Here is a 15525-nt window from a genome sequence, read left to right on the forward strand (position 1 = left end):
ACCAAGCACTGCACTCAACTAGTTGCCTAGCCAGGGTGCGTCCGTCCGTTACAGGTTCGCTCCGACAAAAATCCACTGCCTGGATGCTGTCTGGAGAGCCCGTGATGACTACAAAATTAAAAAACGCTAGCAACCTCAGTGAGTCGGCCCAAGTCGACCAACAATCGGTTCAGCCCTTTACCCGCTCGCAAAAAGTCTATGTCCAGGGTTCGCGCCCGGACATCCGCGTGCCCATGCGCGAAATCACCCTGGACGTGACCCCCACCGACTTCGGCGGCGAGATCAACGCCCCGGTGACCGTGTACGACACCTCCGGCCCCTACACCGATCCGAACGTGGTGATCGATGTGCGCAAGGGCCTGGGCGATGTGCGTTCGGCCTGGATCGAAGACCGTGGCGACACCGAGCGCCTGGCCGGCCTGAGCTCCAACTTCGGCCAGCAGCGCCTGGCCGACCCGGAGCTGACCAAGCTGCGCTTCGCCCACGTCAACAACCCGCGCCGGGCCAAGGCCGGGGCCAACGTCAGCCAGATGCACTACGCGCGCAAAGGCATCATCACCGCCGAGATGGAATACGTCGCCATCCGCGAAAACATGAAGCTGCAAGAGGCCCGTGCCGCCGGCCTGCTGAAGCAGCAACACGCCGGCCACAGCTTCGGCGCCAGCATTCCGAAAGAAATCACCCCAGAGTTCGTCCGCGAGGAAATCGCCCGTGGCCGCGCCATCATCCCGGCCAACATCAACCACGTCGAACTGGAACCGATGATCATCGGCCGCAACTTCCTGGTGAAGATCAACGGCAACATCGGCAACAGTGCCCTGGGTTCCTCGATCGAGGAAGAAGTGGCGAAACTGACCTGGGGCATCCGCTGGGGGTCGGACACGGTGATGGACCTGTCCACCGGCAAGCACATCCATGAAACCCGCGAGTGGATCATCCGCAACTCGCCGGTGCCGATCGGTACCGTACCGATCTACCAGGCCCTGGAAAAGGTCAACGGCGTGGCCGAGGACCTGACCTGGGAGCTGTTCCGCGACACCCTGATCGAGCAGGCCGAGCAGGGCGTGGACTACTTCACCATCCACGCAGGCGTCTTGCTGCGTTACGTGCCGCTGACCGCCAAGCGGGTCACCGGCATCGTGTCTCGGGGTGGCTCGATCATGGCCAAGTGGTGCCTGGCGCACCACAAGGAGAACTTCCTCTACACCCACTTCGACGAAATCTGCGAAATCATGAAGGCCTACGACGTCAGCTTCTCCCTGGGAGATGGCCTGCGCCCGGGGTCGATTGCCGACGCCAACGACGAAGCCCAGTTCGGTGAACTGGAGACCCTCGGCGAGCTGACCAAGATCGCCTGGAAGCATGACGTGCAGTGCATGATCGAAGGCCCGGGCCACGTGCCGATGCAGTTGATCAAGGAGAACATGGACAAGCAGCTGGAGTGCTGCGACGAGGCGCCGTTCTACACCCTGGGCCCGCTGACTACCGACATTGCCCCCGGCTACGACCACATCACCTCCGGTATCGGTGCGGCGATGATCGGCTGGTTCGGCTGCGCCATGCTCTGCTACGTCACGCCCAAGGAACACCTGGGCCTGCCGAACAAGGATGACGTGAAGACCGGGATCATCACCTACAAGATCGCCGCGCATGCTGCGGATCTGGCGAAAGGTCACCCGGGCGCGCAGATCCGCGACAACGCCTTGTCCAAGGCGCGTTTCGAGTTCCGCTGGGAAGACCAGTTCAACCTCGGCCTGGACCCGGACACCGCCCGTTCGTACCACGACGAGACCCTGCCCAAGGATTCGGCCAAGGTCGCGCATTTCTGCTCCATGTGCGGGCCGAAGTTCTGCTCGATGAAAATCACCCAGGAAGTGCGTGAGTACGCAGCCAACCAGCGTATCGAAGCGGTGGATGTGGATGTCGCCAAGGGCCTGGCGGAACAGGCCGAGCGCTTCAAGCAGGAAGGCAGCCAGCTGTACAAGAAAGTCTGACCCCTCTCTGCAGGAGCGGGCTTGCTCGCGAACCAGGCGCTGCGCTCTCGACAAGGTGGCGCTTTCGCTGGCAAGCCGGCTCCTGCAGAGGCTGGGCGTTCGAGATAGCCCCCGTGAACATTCCTGTAGGAGCGGGCTTGCCCGCGAACCGGGCGCCGCGCTCTCGACAAGGTGGCGCTTTCGCCGGCAATCCGGCTCCTGCAGACCCTATTCCTTCGAGATATCAACCTTGAGCAGTCCAATCAGTACCTACTCTCCCGATCTCGCGGTACCGGCCGACAAGCGCGTGTTTGGCGCCCGCGATCTGTTTTCCCTGTGGTTTTCCCTCGGTATCGGCCTGATGGTGCTGCAGACCGGCGCCTTGCTGGCGCCAGGCCTGGGGCTGGCCCATTCGCTGCTGGCGATCCTGCTCGGCACCGCGGTCGGCGTTCTGCTGCTGGCGGCGGTGGGGGTGATCGGCAGCGACACCGGCCTGTCGTCCATGGCTGCGCTCAAGCTCAGCCTGGGCCGGCGCGGTGCCAGCCTGCCGGCGCTGTTGAACCTGTTGCAACTGGTGGGCTGGGGCTCGTTTGAAATCATCGTCATGCGCGATGCCGCGAGCCTCCTGGGCAGCCGGGCCTTCAGCGAAGGCAGCTTGCTGGCCAACCCGTTGCTCTGGACCCTGTTTTTCGGTGCCCTGGCCACCTTGCTGGCGGTCAGCGGGCCCTTGACCTTCGTCCGGCAGATCCTGCGCAAATGGGGAATCTGGTTGTTGTTGGCCGCCTGCCTGTGGCTGACCTGGAACCTCTTCGCCCGAGCCGACCTGGCGGCGCTCTGGGCCCAGGCCGGGGACGGTTCGATGCCGTTCGCCGTGGGCTTCGATATCGCCATCGCCATGCCCTTGTCCTGGTTGCCGCTGATCGCCGACTACTCGCGGTTCGGCAAGCGCGCCAAGAGCGTGTTCGGCGGCACGGCCCTGGGCTTTTTCATCGGCAATTTCTGGTTGATGAGCCTGGGCGTCGCCTACACCCTGGCCTTCGCTCCCAGTGGTGAAGTGAATGCCTTGCTGCTGGCGCTGGCCGGGGCCGGGCTGGGGATTCCGTTGCTGCTGATTCTGCTGGACGAATCGGAGAATGCCTTTGCCGATATCCATTCGGCGGCGGTTTCCAGCGGCATCCTGCTGCGCCTCAAGGTCGAGCACCTGGCGCTGGCCATAGGCGTGCTCTGCACCCTGATCGCCTGCCTGGCGCCATTGGCCCAGTACCAGAACTTCCTGTTGCTGATCGGTTCGGTATTCGCGCCGCTGTTTGGCGTGGTGCTGGTGGATCACTTCATCCTGCGTCGGCGCTCGGGGCAGAACCCGGCGTCAGCCTTGCGCTGGCCGGCGCTGCTGGCCTGGCTGGGTGGGGTGAGCACCTATCACCTGCTGGCCAATCTGTACCCGGATATCGGCGCAACCCTGCCGTCACTGGTACTGGCAGGGCTGCTGCAATGGCTGTTGGGCCGGGCTTTCAGTTACCGCCAGGAAACAGCTCGGGCTTGAGCACGCCCTTGAGGCGGTCGTAGGGGATCTGCAGTTCGATGTGGCCCAGGACCGAGGGCGCGATGGTGGTGACGTCGTACTTGAGGGTCACGGCGTTGCGGGTCAGCGCTACGTTCTGGGTCTTCTGGAAGGGCCAGGTCTTCACGAACTCGGCCTCGCGATCCAGGTGAGTGCTGATCAGCCAGTTGTTGTGGGCGACCCGCGCGGCCTTCCAGAACATCTCTTCCTGGCCGGGCAGGAGCATGTCCGCCAGGTTCAGGGCCTTGTGCTGCTGGCGTGAATAGTTGACGAAGCCACGGCCCGGGGTGCCATTGGCGGCGCCGGTGTCCAGGTAACTGGCCAGTTCGATGATCACCAGGCCGTCATGCTGCTCGCGTAGCTTGGATTGCAGGTACATGCCGTGGCGGTCCGGCGCGCTGCGCAGGAACTGCTCGCGATAGGCCGCAAGGCTGGCCGGCAGCGCAGCATCGGGGCTGGTGCGGGTCATTTGCAGCAGGCGCTTTTCAATGATGGCATCCAGCTGCGGTTCGGCGGGGAAATGCACGGTGTCGAGGTTGACCAGTGGGCAGTCGGCGCCGCTGCAGCCGGGCTTGAGTTGTTCGGACTTGTCCCGGGTGGGTTCCAGCGGGGTCATGTAGCTGGGTTGAAACAGGCTTTGGCAGGCACCCAGGGTCAGGGCGATACAGGCCACGGAGGCGATTTTGACAAGCGACATGGGCGTCCTTCATAAACCAGGGGGAGGCAAAAGTTACCGGCTTCGACTGCCTGCGAGGCAGTCGGTTCGCCACTAAGCTCAATAGAGGCAATTAGAGTAGGTTTAGCCCCTCGCCGTCTATCCCGCTGAGGGTAAAGGGGCTGCATGATCAGCTGCGAGCGCGTTAGGATGGCGCGAAGTCGAGGGGGATCCTCGGATTGAACATGCTGTACACGAGGATTGTTATGACTGACTTTGCCAACTCCACGCCGAGTGCCGTCGAGATCATCCGGCGCGAAAACTGTTTCCAGGGTTTCTACCGGCTCGATCGCCTGCAACTGCGTCATGAGCTGTTCGCCGGTGGCATGGGGCGTGAAATCAATCGTGAAGTCTTTGTCCGTCACGATGCGGTCTGCGTACTGCCGTACGACCCGCAGCGCGATGAGGTGGTGCTGATCGAACAGTTCCGCGTCGGTGCCATGGGCAAGACGGCTTCGCCCTGGCTGGTGGAACTGGTGGCCGGGCTGATCGACAAGGACGAGCAGCCGGAACAGGTTGCCCGCCGCGAGGCGCAGGAGGAAGCTGGCCTGGACATCTCGGCGCTGTGGCCGATGACCCAGTACTTCCCGTCGCCCGGTGGCAGCACCGAATTCGTCCATCTGTACCTGGGGCGTTGCGACAGCAGCGCCGCCGGTGGGCTGCATGGGCTGGAGGAAGAGGCGGAAGACATTCGGGTGTGCGTGATGGCCTATGAGGATGCCTTGCAGGCCATGCGCGACGGGCGGATTTGCAATGCCGCCAGCATCATTGCCTTGCAGTGGCTGGCGCTCAATCGCGCGGAAGTGAGGGGGTTATGGTCGTAAACAAGGTACGCGACCGCTATCGGGTGGATCTCGCGGGGCTGCAAGCTTCCTGCGAGGCCAACTACGCCCGGCTGATGCGCCTGCTGCCCGACATGCGCAACCAGCCCGTGGCGCGGCGCATCGCCGTGACCCAGGGTGACCAGATGCTCGGCGTACTGGCCCTGGAGGTGGTACTGGCCTGCCCGTATACCACCACCTTGCAGGTGCGCCAGGAGCACAGCCTGCCCTGGCTGCCTGTGCCGCAGCTGGAAGTGCAGGTCTATCACGACGCGCGCATGGCGGAAGTCATCAGTGCCGAACATGCCCGGCGTTTTCGCAGCATCTATCCCTATCCCAATGCCTTCATGCACCAGCCTGATGAAAAGGCCCAGCTGAACGTGTTCCTCGGCGAGTGGCTGAGCCACTGCCTGGCCTGCGGCCACGAGTTCGAAGCCGTGCGCTAGATGTGAACTGGGTCCGCTTCCCAGGTTTCCTCTTTTTCACTTCCCCCAGCATAATTGCTCCCTTCTTCACGCTTTGTGATCTTGCTCCGGGAGAACGCCGTGCCAAGCGTATCCGCACTGACTGCCGCCGACCCCGTGTTGCTGGTGCAGCTGTCCGATAGCCATCTGTTTGCCGAGACGGACGGCACGCTCTTGGGCATGAACACCGCCGACAGCCTGCAACGGGTCATCGACCTGGTGCTGGCGCAGCAGCCACGGATCGACCTGATGCTGGCCACCGGCGACCTGTCCCAGGACGGCACGCTGGAGTCCTATCAACGCTTTCGCCAACTGACCCGGCAGATTGCCGCCCCAGGCCGCTGGCTGCCGGGCAACCACGACGAACCGCAGGTCATGGAGCAGGCCGCCAGCGGCAGTGACTTGCTGGACCCGGTGGTGGACATCGGCAACTGGCGCATCACCCTGCTGGATTCGGCGGTGCCGGGTTCGGTACCGGGTTATCTGCAGGATGAGCAGTTGCAACTGCTGACCCGCTCCCTGAGCGAAGCACCAGAGCGGCACCACCTGGTCTGCCTGCATCACCATCCGGTGTCCATCGATTGCGCCTGGATGGAGCCCATCGGCCTGCGCAATGCCCAGGCGCTGTTTGCCGTGATCGACGCTTTCCCCCAGGTGCGCGCCGTGCTCTGGGGGCATGTTCACCAGGAGATCGATCGCCTGCGGGGCGACGTGCGGCTATTGGCCTCACCTTCCACCTGCATCCAGTTCGAGCCCTTGAGCGACGACTTCAAGGTCGAGGAGCAGGTGCCGGGCTACCGTTGGTTGCGGCTGCTGCCCGATGGACGGCTGGAAACCGGCGTGCAGCGGGTCGAAGGCTATGAATTCACCATCGACTACGGTAGCGAAGGCTACTGAAGCGGCTGCGTAACCTGGCCCCATCCCTGTAAACTGCGGCTTTTGCCCAGGTGCACAGGGAGCTCGCATGTCCGGTTCGATCCTCTATATCCACGGCTTCAACAGTGCTCCGGCATCGACCAAGGCCTCCCAGTTGCGCCAGGTCATGGAGCAGCTCGGCCTGGCCGGGCAACTGCGGGTGCCGGCCCTGCATCACCATCCGCGCCAGGCCATTGGCCAGCTGGAACAGGCGATTGCCGAACTCGGTCGTCCATTGCTGGTCGGCAGCTCGCTCGGCGGCTACTATGCGACTCACCTTGCCGAGCGCTATGGTCTGAAGGCCCTGCTGATCAACCCTGCTGTCAGCCCGCACCGGATGTTCGACGGTTATCTGGGCACGCAGAAGAACCTGTACACCGACGAGACCTGGGAGCTGACCCACGACCATGTCGCGGCCCTGGCAGCGCTGGAAGTGGCGCCACCCCAGGACCCTGAGCGTTATCAGGTGTGGTTGCAGACCGGGGACGAGACGCTGGACTATCGCAGCGCCGAGCGCTACTACCGCGCCTGCGCCTTGCGCATACAGGCCGGCGGCGATCATAGTTTCCAAGGTTTTGCCGGACAATTGCCGGCGATGTTGAATTTTGCCGGCATCACTGCCGATCAGTACCAGGCGATCGACTTCACTGCACTGTGAGCCTTCGCCCCATATTCATTGAACGACTAACGACGAGAACCCATGGCCACTCCCAGCGCTAGCTCTTATAACGCAGACGCCATCGAAGTCCTCTCGGGACTCGACCCGGTGCGCAAACGCCCGGGCATGTACACCGACACCACGCGGCCCAACCATTTGGCCCAGGAAGTCATCGACAACAGCGTCGACGAAGCCCTGGCCGGCCATGCGAAGTCGATACAGGTCATCCTGCACGCCGACCATTCCCTGGAAGTGTCCGACGACGGCCGCGGCATGCCCGTGGACATCCACCCGGAAGAAGGCGTGTCCGGGATCGAGCTGATCCTCACCAAGCTCCACGCCGGCGGCAAGTTCTCCAACAAGAACTACCAGTTCTCCGGCGGTCTGCACGGGGTGGGCATCTCCGTGGTCAACGCCTTGTCGAACCAGGTGCGGGTGCGGGTCAAGCGCGACGGCAACGAATACCAGATGACTTTCGCCGACGGCTACAAGGCCACCGAGCTGGAAGTGGTCGGCACCGTGGGCAAGCGCAACACCGGCACCAGCGTGTACTTCGCTCCGGACCCAAAATACTTCGACTCGCCGAAATTCTCCGTCAGCCGTCTCAAGCACGTGCTCAAGGCCAAGGCCGTACTCTGCCCGGGGCTGCTGGTGAGCTTCGAGGACAAGTCCAGCGGCGAGAAGGTCGAGTGGCACTACGAAGATGGCCTGCGCTCCTACCTGGTGGATGCGGTCAGTGAATTCGAACGCCTGCCGGCCGAGCCGTTCTGCGGCAGCCTGGCAGGGAACAAGGAAGCGGTGGACTGGGCCCTGTTGTGGCTGCCCGAAGGCGGCGACAGCGTCCAGGAAAGTTACGTCAACCTGATCCCCACGGCCCAGGGCGGCACCCATGTCAACGGCCTGCGCCAGGGCCTGCTGGATGCCATGCGCGAGTTCTGCGAGTTCCGCAACCTGCTGCCCCGCGGCCTGAAGCTGGCCCCGGAAGACGTCTGGGAGCGCATTGCCTTTGTCCTGTCGATGAAAATGCAGGATGCGCAGTTCTCCGGCCAGACCAAGGAGCGCCTGTCATCCCGCGAGGCGGCGGCGTTCGTTTCCGGGGTGGTCAAGGACGCCTTCAGCCTTTGGCTCAACGCCAACCCCGAGCTGGGCATGCAACTGGCGGAGCTGGCCATCAGCAACGCCGGGCGCCGCTTGAAGGCCAGCAAGAAGGTCGAGCGCAAGCGCATTACCCAGGGCCCGGCGCTGCCAGGAAAGCTGGCGGACTGTGCCGGCCAGGACCCGATGCGCTCCGAGCTGTTCCTGGTGGAGGGTGACTCCGCCGGCGGTTCGGCCAAGCAGGCGCGGGACAAGGAATTCCAGGCGATCCTGCCGTTGCGCGGCAAGATCCTCAACACCTGGGAAGTGGACGGCAGCGAGGTCCTGGCCAGCCAGGAAGTGCACAACATCGCCGTGGCCATCGGGGTCGATCCGGGCGCCGAGGACATGAGCCAGCTGCGCTACGGCAAGATCTGCATCCTCGCCGACGCCGACTCCGACGGCTTGCACATCGCTACCTTGCTGTGTGCCTTGTTCGTCCAGCATTTCCGTCCGCTGGTGGATGCCGGTCACGTCTACGTGGCCATGCCGCCGCTGTACCGCATCGACCTGGGCAAGGAGATCTACTACGCCCTGGATGAAGCCGAGCGCGACGGCATTCTCGACCGCCTGGTGGCCGAGAAGAAGCGCGGCAAGCCACAGGTCACCCGATTCAAGGGGCTGGGTGAAATGAACCCGCCGCAACTGCGCGAGACCACCATGGACCCGAACACCCGGCGCCTGGTGCAGTTGACCCTGGACGACGTCGAGGCCACCGCGGAAATCATGGACATGCTGCTGGCCAAGAAGCGCGCCGGTGATCGCAAGTCCTGGCTGGAGTCCAAGGGCAACCTGGCCGAGGTGCTGGCCTGATGCACAGAGGTTTTGCCCTGGCCCTGGCGCTATTGGCAACCTCGGTGGTGGCCGCGCCGGCGCCCGAACTGAAACTGCTGTCCGAGCATCCTGTGCAAGGCATGCGCGGCGGCAATCTGTCCGGGCTGGCGCTGTGTGGTCAGGAGCTTTGGACCGTCTCCGATCGCGACGACGAGCAGATCTACAGGCTCGATACCCGGAACACTGTCTGGCAGGCCGAGACCGTCGGGATCGAGGTGCCTGCGGTGCCGGATTCCGGCTTGCCCTGGGGCTTGAAGGTGCGGACCTGGGCGGCGTCCTTCGTGCGTGGCGGCGACCTGGATTTCGAGGGCATCACCTGTGATGCCGCCGGCAACAAATATGTGGTCAGCGAAGCCCATGCCGCGGTGCTGCAGGTTCCGGCGCAAGGCGCGGCGGCATGGTTGAAGATTTCCCCGATCATGGTGCGCGAAGCCCGTGCCAGCGGCATGCTGCTGCACTTCAATGCCCTGTTCGAAGGGCTGGCGGTCAACCCTGCCGGGGATCGGATCTGGCTGGCGGCGGAACGCGAGCGGCGCGGGCTGCTGTTGATCAAGCGTGGCCAGACCACCTGGGACTGCGATGGCGGTTGCGTGCTGCTCAGTGAAGCAGGGGCGCTAATGCAGCCTGAGCAGGTGCCCAACGCCAAGGCCGTATCCCGTGACTTTGCCGACCTGTCGCTGTTTGACGGCAAGCTGTTCACCCTGGAGCGCAACGCCTATCAGATCTGTCGCCGGGACGCGCTGAGCGCCAAGGTCGAGCAGTGCTGGTCGTATGCTGGCGAAGCACTGGTGGAGCATCGGCGTTATCCACAGCCCTACGGGTTGGCGGAAGCCCTGGTGGTGGACGCCAAGGGCGCCTGGATTGGCCTGGACAACAACAACGGTGCTCGCGCCGATGGCGAGGCCCGACCGATCGTCTGGCGTTTTGCAGCTCCCGAAGGCGGCTGGAGTGCCAAGCCGTGAGCCAGCAACCGGGGAAGAGTGCCGGGCGGGTGATGCTGATCATGGCCTGGGCGGCGGCGCTGTTCCTGGCCACGCGGTTCTTTGCCGACTGGGAAGCGCACCAGGAGAACCCCAACACTGTCGTCAGTTCGCAACAACATGAGGGTTACATCGAAGTGCAACTGGCGGGCAATCGTCAGGGGCATTTCGTCGCCAGCGGCCATATCAACGGGCGGCCGGTGCAATTCATGCTCGACACCGGGGCCACCGATGTCTCGGTACCTGCGGATCTCGCTGAACGTCTGGGCCTGGAGCGCGGTGCGCCGGTCACCCTGAGCACGGCCAATGGGCGCAGCGAAGGTTATCGGACCCGTATCGAACTCCTGCAGCTGGGGGATATCGTGCTGCGGGACGTGGCCGCGCTGGTGGCGCCGGGGCTCGACGGCGACCAGGTTCTGCTGGGCATGAGCGCTTTGAAAAAACTTGAATTTACTCAGCGCGGCGGCAGCATGCTGCTGCGCCAGACTACGAACCAATGAGGCCCGCATGAGCGACTCCCTTGATCTCAGCCTGGATGGCGTAGAACGCCGGTCACTGGCTGACTTCACCGAAAATGCCTACCTCAACTACTCCATGTACGTGATCATGGACCGTGCTCTGCCGCATATCGGCGACGGCCTGAAACCGGTACAGCGGCGTATCGTCTACGCCATGAGTGAGCTGGGGCTGGATGCCGATTCCAAGCACAAGAAATCCGCGCGTACCGTGGGTGACGTGCTCGGCAAGTTCCACCCGCACGGCGATTCGGCCTGTTATGAGGCCATGGTGCTGATGGCCCAGCCGTTCAGCTACCGCTACACGCTGGTGGACGGCCAGGGCAACTGGGGTGCGCCGGATGATCCCAAGTCCTTCGCTGCCATGCGTTACACCGAGGCGCGCCTGTCGCGCTATTCCGAAGTGCTGCTCAGCGAACTGGGCCAGGGCACTGCGGACTGGGGGCCGAACTTCGACGGCACGCTGCAGGAGCCTCTGGTACTGCCGGCACGCCTGCCGAACATCCTGCTCAACGGCACCACCGGCATCGCCGTGGGCATGGCCACCGACGTGCCCCCGCACAACCTGCGGGAAGTGGCTTCGGCCTGCGTGCGCCTGCTGGATGAGCCCAAGGCCACGGTCGAGCAGCTCTGCGAGCATATCCAGGGCCCGGACTACCCCACCGAAGCTGAGATCATCACCCCGCGTGCCGACCTGCTGAAGATCTACGAAACCGGCCGTGGCTCGGTGCGCATGCGCGCCGTGTACCGGGTCGAGGACGGCGACATCATCGTCACCGCGCTGCCGCACCAGGTCTCCGGGGCCAAGGTGCTGGAACAGATCGCCGGCCAGATGCAGGCCAAGAAGTTGCCGATGGTGGCCGACCTGCGTGACGAGTCGGACCATGAGAACCCGTGCCGCATCGTGATCATCCCGCGCTCCAACCGGGTCGACGCCGATGAGTTGATGCAGCACCTGTTCGCCACCACCGAGTTGGAATCCACCTACCGGGTCAACATCAACATCATTGGCCTGGACGGCAAGCCGCAGTTGAAGAACCTGCGGGCCCTGCTGGTGGAGTGGCTGGAGTTCCGGGTCACCACCGTGCGTCGCCGGCTGCAGTTCCGCCTGGACAAGGTCGAGCGTCGCCTGCATCTGTTGGACGGTTTGCTGATTGCCTACCTCAACCTGGATGAAGTGATCCACATCATCCGTACCGAGGAGCATCCACGGGCCAAGCTGATCGAGCGTTTCGCCCTGAGCGAAATCCAGGCCGACTACATCCTCGACACGCGCCTGCGCCAATTGGCGCGTCTGGAAGAGATGAAGCTGCGGGCCGAACAGGATGAGTTGCTCAAGGAGCAGGCCAAGCTGCAAGCCTTGCTCAACAGCGAAGCCAAACTGAAGAAGCTGGTGCGCACCGAGTTGCTGCAAGACGCAGAAACCTACGGCGATGACCGCCGTTCGCCGATCGTCGCCCGGGCCGAGGCCAAGGCGCTGTCGGAAAACGAGCTGATGCCTACCGAGCCGGTGACTATCGTTCTGTCGGAAAAAGGCTGGGTGCGTTGCGCCAAGGGGCATGATATTGACGCCACTGGTCTGTCCTACAAGGCCGGCGATGGCTACAAGACCGCCGCGCCCGGGCGTTCCAACCAGTTCGCGGTGTTCATCGACTCCACCGGGCGCAGTTACTCGGTGGCGGCCCATACGCTGCCATCGGCCCGGGGTCAGGGCGAGCCGCTGACCGGCCGTCTGACACCGCCGCCGGGTGCGACGTTCGAATGCGTGCTGCTGCCGGATGACGATGCCTTGTATGTGATCGCTTCTGACGCCGGCTACGGCTTCGTGGTCAAGGGCGAGGACCTGCAGGCCAAGAACAAGGCAGGCAAGGCGCTGTTGAGCCTGCCGAACAATGCCAAGGTGCTGGCGCCGCGGCCAGTGGCCGATCGTGAACAGAACTGGCTGGCTTCGGTGACCACCGAAGGGCGCCTGCTGGTGTTCAAGATCAGCGACCTGCCGCAGCTGGGCAAGGGCAAGGGCAACAAGATCATCGGCATTCCCGGTGAGCGCGTGGCCAGCCGCGAAGAGTACGTCACCGATATCGCGGTGCTGCCGGACGGCGCGACCCTGGTGCTGCAGGCTGGCAAGCGCACCTTGTCGCTCAAGGCTGACGATCTGGAGCACTACAAAGGCGAGCGCGGGCGCCGTGGCAACAAACTGCCTCGCGGCTTCCAGCGGGTGGATGCGTTGTTGGTAGAGCCTCTCAGTTAAGGGCGGGCTAGAGCGTTCGATCTGCGATTTAAGCGCAGGATCGACGCTACAACACTGGAGTCAGGGCGCATATTCACGGATGATATGCGCTTTCAAACGCTGGCGTGGCCGGGCGTTATTCAGGTTTTTTTGAGTATTTACACTGTGGCTAGCCTTGTGGCCGCCACCTGGATGGGATGATGACTGCTCTGCGCCTTCCTCTTGTTTTCTTGCTCGCCGGCGTTCTTGGCCTGGCGGGTTGCAGCGTACACCAGCCGGTGTCGCTGTATCAGCTGGACAGCGGAAGTCCAGCTCAGCCGGCCAGTGCCGGCATGTCGGTATTGCTGGGGCCGGTGCTGATCGCCGATTACCTGCAACGTGAAACCCTCCTGCAGCGTCAGGATGATGGCAGCCTGCAGGCCTCCACTGATGGTCGCTGGGCCGGCAGTCTGTCTTCGGACATCGACCAGTTGCTGTTGCGCCAGGTGGCCGGTCATCTCGACAGCCAGCGGGTTGTATTGGCTCCGGCCACCAGCGGCTTCACTCCGGATGTCCAGGTGCTGCTGTCGATCACTCGCCTGGATTCAGGCAAGTCGCAGCCGGCGGTGCTGGATGCGCAATGGCGCCTGATCGACCGCCGTGGCCAGGTGCGGGACAACCGCATCGTTCATCTGCAGGAGCAGCACGCGGGAACCACGGCGTCCCAGGTCCAGGCCCAGGGCGTGCTGTTGCAGCGTCTGGCGGAACAGTTGTCGGGTGCCCTCAAGCCTCTGGCCAATCAGCCGGCGGTGGCGGAGGTGCCACGCAAGGCGGCCCCGGCTCCTGCGCCCAAGCCTGCCGAGCAGGAAAAGCAACCGAAGATCCCGATGGCCACGCCGATCCGCACGGATATGGAAGTGTTCAGGTTCTGAGTTGACACGCCGCGAGACAAGGCCCGCCCAACAGCGGGCCTTGTCGTTTCTGGCTCTGGCCAACGCAATCTCCTGTAGCCGCTGCCGAAGGCTGCGAGCGGGCCGCAGGCACGCAGCGATATCACCAGCGTTGAAGCCCCTGCGGGGCTTGTCGCAGGCTGCGCCAGCGGCTACACAAAGCTCATGAAAAAGCCCGCACTGGGCGGGCTTCTTTTTGCGGGTCAGCCTTACAGCTTGGCCCGTGTTTCATGCATGCGTGCCAGTTGCCGCTCCAGCATCGACGGGTAGGGCTCCATCAGGCGTTCCACGCAGCAGGCACCTTCCGGGCTGGCGATCGGGCGGATACGTGCCCGCTGGCGCAGCAGCGGGTCGTCATTGACCTTGCGCTCCACCAGCAGCAGGTTGCGGCTGTGCTGGGACAGGGCCAGGGCATCCTGAGCGGTTTCGGTGAGCAGCAGGTCGATCTGGCTCAGGCCGAACAGTTCGTCGCCCAGGGTCAGGCCCAGTTGCAGTTGCAGGGTGATGCCGCTGTCCGCCACTTCGATCTGCAGGGCATGGCCCAGGGCGCGCAGCAGCTCGCCGCAGCAGATGGCGTTGGTCAGGTAGTCGTCACCGCTGTCTTCGCTGTGGAACAGCATCAGCGTGCTGCCATCGTTCAGGGTATGCAGTTCGCTCTGGTACAGCGAGGCGGCCTGGTCGAGGCAATCGCGGTAGCGTTCCAGCAGTTCCATCAGGCGGGCGCGGGGCAGGCGTCGCAGTTGCTCCTGGGCACCGAGTTGCACCGCCAGTACCGCACTGTGCTGGGGCTGGGCCGGAACCTGTGGTTGCGGTTGTGGCTTGGCAGCAGGCGTCGATGAGCTGTCCCGCAGGTCGGCGAAGGGGTCTTCCTCGTCCAGTTCATCTTCTTCGGCGTGAACCAGGTGCCGGGGTGCAGGCTTCAGGCCTGCTACCGGAGCGCTTTCGTCGAAGCTCGGGTCCCGCAGGTTGCGCACTTCGAATGCCGGCTCATCGTCCTCGTCGTCTTGCACTTCAGCCTCGGGCTGCGGTGCCGGTTCGGGTTTTTCCGGCACCAGGCGGGCATGCAGCTGACGCGCCAGATCGCCGATTTCGTCCTGGCGCTGGGTGGCGGGAGTGTGTTCGTCCAGGTCACGCAGCCAGACTCGCAGTTGCAGCAGCGGAGTCGAGATGTGCCGCCCCAGGCGCAGGCTCAAGGCCAGGGCCAGGGCCAGCAGGATGGCGCTGAGGATGCCCATGCTTTGCAGGCTGATGGTCATCGGCTGCTGGAATTGCGCCATGTCCAGGCTGATTCGCAGGTTGCCCGCGGTCACGTCCTGGAAGGTGATCTTGGTCTGGTACACGCCCTCGGTTTCACCCAGCAGGCTGCTCTTGGGGCGCTGGCCGGCCTCGGCGAGGATGCGGTTGTCCACGCTGTAGATGGCCGCGTGGGCCACCAGCGGGTTCTTGGTCAGATTGTTGAGCAGGACGTTGAGGCTGAGGATGTCGTTGGACACCAGCAGCTCGGTGGCCGAGGTGGCGGTCTGGGTGGTCAGGCTCTGACCCAGGGCGTCGGCTTGTTCGTGCATGGCTTGCTTGAACTGCAGGCCCATCACGCCGGCATAGATCACCAGGGCCAGGGCGACCAGGATCACGTTATGGCTGGCAATGCGCAATGCAATCGGCACACGGCGGTGGCGCAGTGCACGGAAGATCAGCAGGAAGAAGTTATCGGTTTTAACTGGCGTGGGCCGGTTCACTGAGCTCGGCTCTTTTGTCCGTGAAGTTGACGCGCAGTATAGCGACAGGCCCTAGACCGG

At 63.8% G+C, this 15525-nt stretch carries 13 protein-coding genes; 11 read left to right on the plus strand and 2 right to left on the minus strand.

Translation table 11 applies throughout. The annotated features are described in order from the left end of the window. The first annotated feature begins 104 nt into the window (after positions 1 to 104). Entirely contained in the window at positions 105 to 1994 is a 1890-nt protein-coding gene (gene thiC / locus AC1RGE_RS27325) for a phosphomethylpyrimidine synthase ThiC (protein ID WP_011058911.1), read from the plus strand. Between the two features lie 229 nt (positions 1995 to 2223). Continuing rightward, positions 2224 to 3516 carry a putative hydroxymethylpyrimidine transporter CytX gene (cytX, locus tag AC1RGE_RS27330; RefSeq protein ID WP_019093041.1) on the plus strand — a complete coding sequence of 431 codons (1293 nt, stop codon included), beginning with the start codon at positions 2224 to 2226 and terminating at the stop codon, positions 3514 to 3516. On the opposite strand, the gene AC1RGE_RS27335 is transcribed toward cytX, so the two are convergent. Continuing rightward, the gene (locus tag AC1RGE_RS27335; RefSeq protein ID WP_011058913.1) at positions 3485 to 4231 is read right to left on the minus strand and encodes an RsiV family protein; all 747 of its coding nucleotides are present in this window, start codon (positions 4229 to 4231) and stop codon (positions 3485 to 3487) included. The genes cytX and AC1RGE_RS27335 overlap by 32 nt on opposite strands. Before the next feature lie 224 nt (positions 4232 to 4455). Here AC1RGE_RS27335 and AC1RGE_RS27340 point away from each other — a divergent pair, with 224 nt between their 5' ends. The 9 genes from AC1RGE_RS27340 to AC1RGE_RS27380 all read left to right on the plus strand — a co-directional run bounded on the left by AC1RGE_RS27340 (position 4456) and on the right by AC1RGE_RS27380 (position 13711). Next, complete coding sequence (locus tag AC1RGE_RS27340) at positions 4456 to 5073, plus strand: NUDIX domain-containing protein (protein ID WP_011058914.1); 618 nt, start codon at positions 4456 to 4458, stop codon at positions 5071 to 5073. After that, positions 5064 to 5516 carry a DUF1249 domain-containing protein gene (locus AC1RGE_RS27345; RefSeq protein ID WP_011058915.1) on the plus strand — a complete coding sequence of 151 codons (453 nt, stop codon included), beginning with the start codon at positions 5064 to 5066 and terminating at the stop codon, positions 5514 to 5516. Before AC1RGE_RS27340 ends, AC1RGE_RS27345 begins: the two co-directional genes overlap by 10 nt. A 99-nt stretch (positions 5517 to 5615) precedes the next feature. Continuing rightward, positions 5616 to 6431 (plus strand): 3',5'-cyclic-AMP phosphodiesterase, encoded by an 816-nt coding sequence (gene cpdA / locus AC1RGE_RS27350; RefSeq protein WP_011058916.1) that lies wholly within the window; start codon positions 5616 to 5618, stop codon positions 6429 to 6431. A 67-nt stretch (positions 6432 to 6498) separates the two neighbouring features. Next, positions 6499 to 7107 carry a YqiA/YcfP family alpha/beta fold hydrolase gene (locus tag AC1RGE_RS27355; protein ID WP_015633927.1) on the plus strand — a complete coding sequence of 203 codons (609 nt, stop codon included), beginning with the start codon at positions 6499 to 6501 and terminating at the stop codon, positions 7105 to 7107. A gap of 42 nt (positions 7108 to 7149) precedes the next feature. Continuing rightward, complete coding sequence (parE, locus tag AC1RGE_RS27360; protein WP_011058918.1) at positions 7150 to 9054, plus strand: DNA topoisomerase IV subunit B; 1905 nt, start codon at positions 7150 to 7152, stop codon at positions 9052 to 9054. Further along, on the plus strand, positions 9054 to 10037 hold the full coding sequence (locus tag AC1RGE_RS27365) for an esterase-like activity of phytase family protein (protein WP_011058919.1): 984 nt from the start codon (positions 9054 to 9056) through the stop codon (positions 10035 to 10037). The genes parE and AC1RGE_RS27365 overlap by 1 nt, the downstream gene beginning before the upstream one ends. Beyond that, complete coding sequence (locus tag AC1RGE_RS27370; RefSeq protein WP_011058920.1) at positions 10034 to 10555, plus strand: retropepsin-like aspartic protease family protein; 522 nt, start codon at positions 10034 to 10036, stop codon at positions 10553 to 10555. Before AC1RGE_RS27365 ends, AC1RGE_RS27370 begins: the two co-directional genes overlap by 4 nt. A 7-nt stretch (positions 10556 to 10562) precedes the next feature. Next, a complete protein-coding gene (parC, locus tag AC1RGE_RS27375; RefSeq protein WP_011058921.1) occupies positions 10563 to 12821 on the plus strand; it encodes a DNA topoisomerase IV subunit A in 2259 nt (752 codons plus the stop codon). 179 nt (positions 12822 to 13000) lie between these two features. Then, the gene (locus AC1RGE_RS27380; protein WP_026019966.1) at positions 13001 to 13711 is read left to right on the plus strand and encodes a PqiC family protein; all 711 of its coding nucleotides are present in this window, start codon (positions 13001 to 13003) and stop codon (positions 13709 to 13711) included. 227 nt (positions 13712 to 13938) lie between these two features. On the opposite strand, the gene AC1RGE_RS27385 is transcribed toward AC1RGE_RS27380, so the two are convergent. Then, positions 13939 to 15465, minus strand: coding sequence for an AhpA/YtjB family protein (locus AC1RGE_RS27385; RefSeq protein ID WP_015633930.1), 1527 nt, complete (start codon positions 15463 to 15465; stop codon positions 13939 to 13941). Positions 15466 to 15525: the final 60 nt, after the last annotated feature.

The organism is Pseudomonas sp. GW823-FHT02C05, assembly GCF_058797595.1.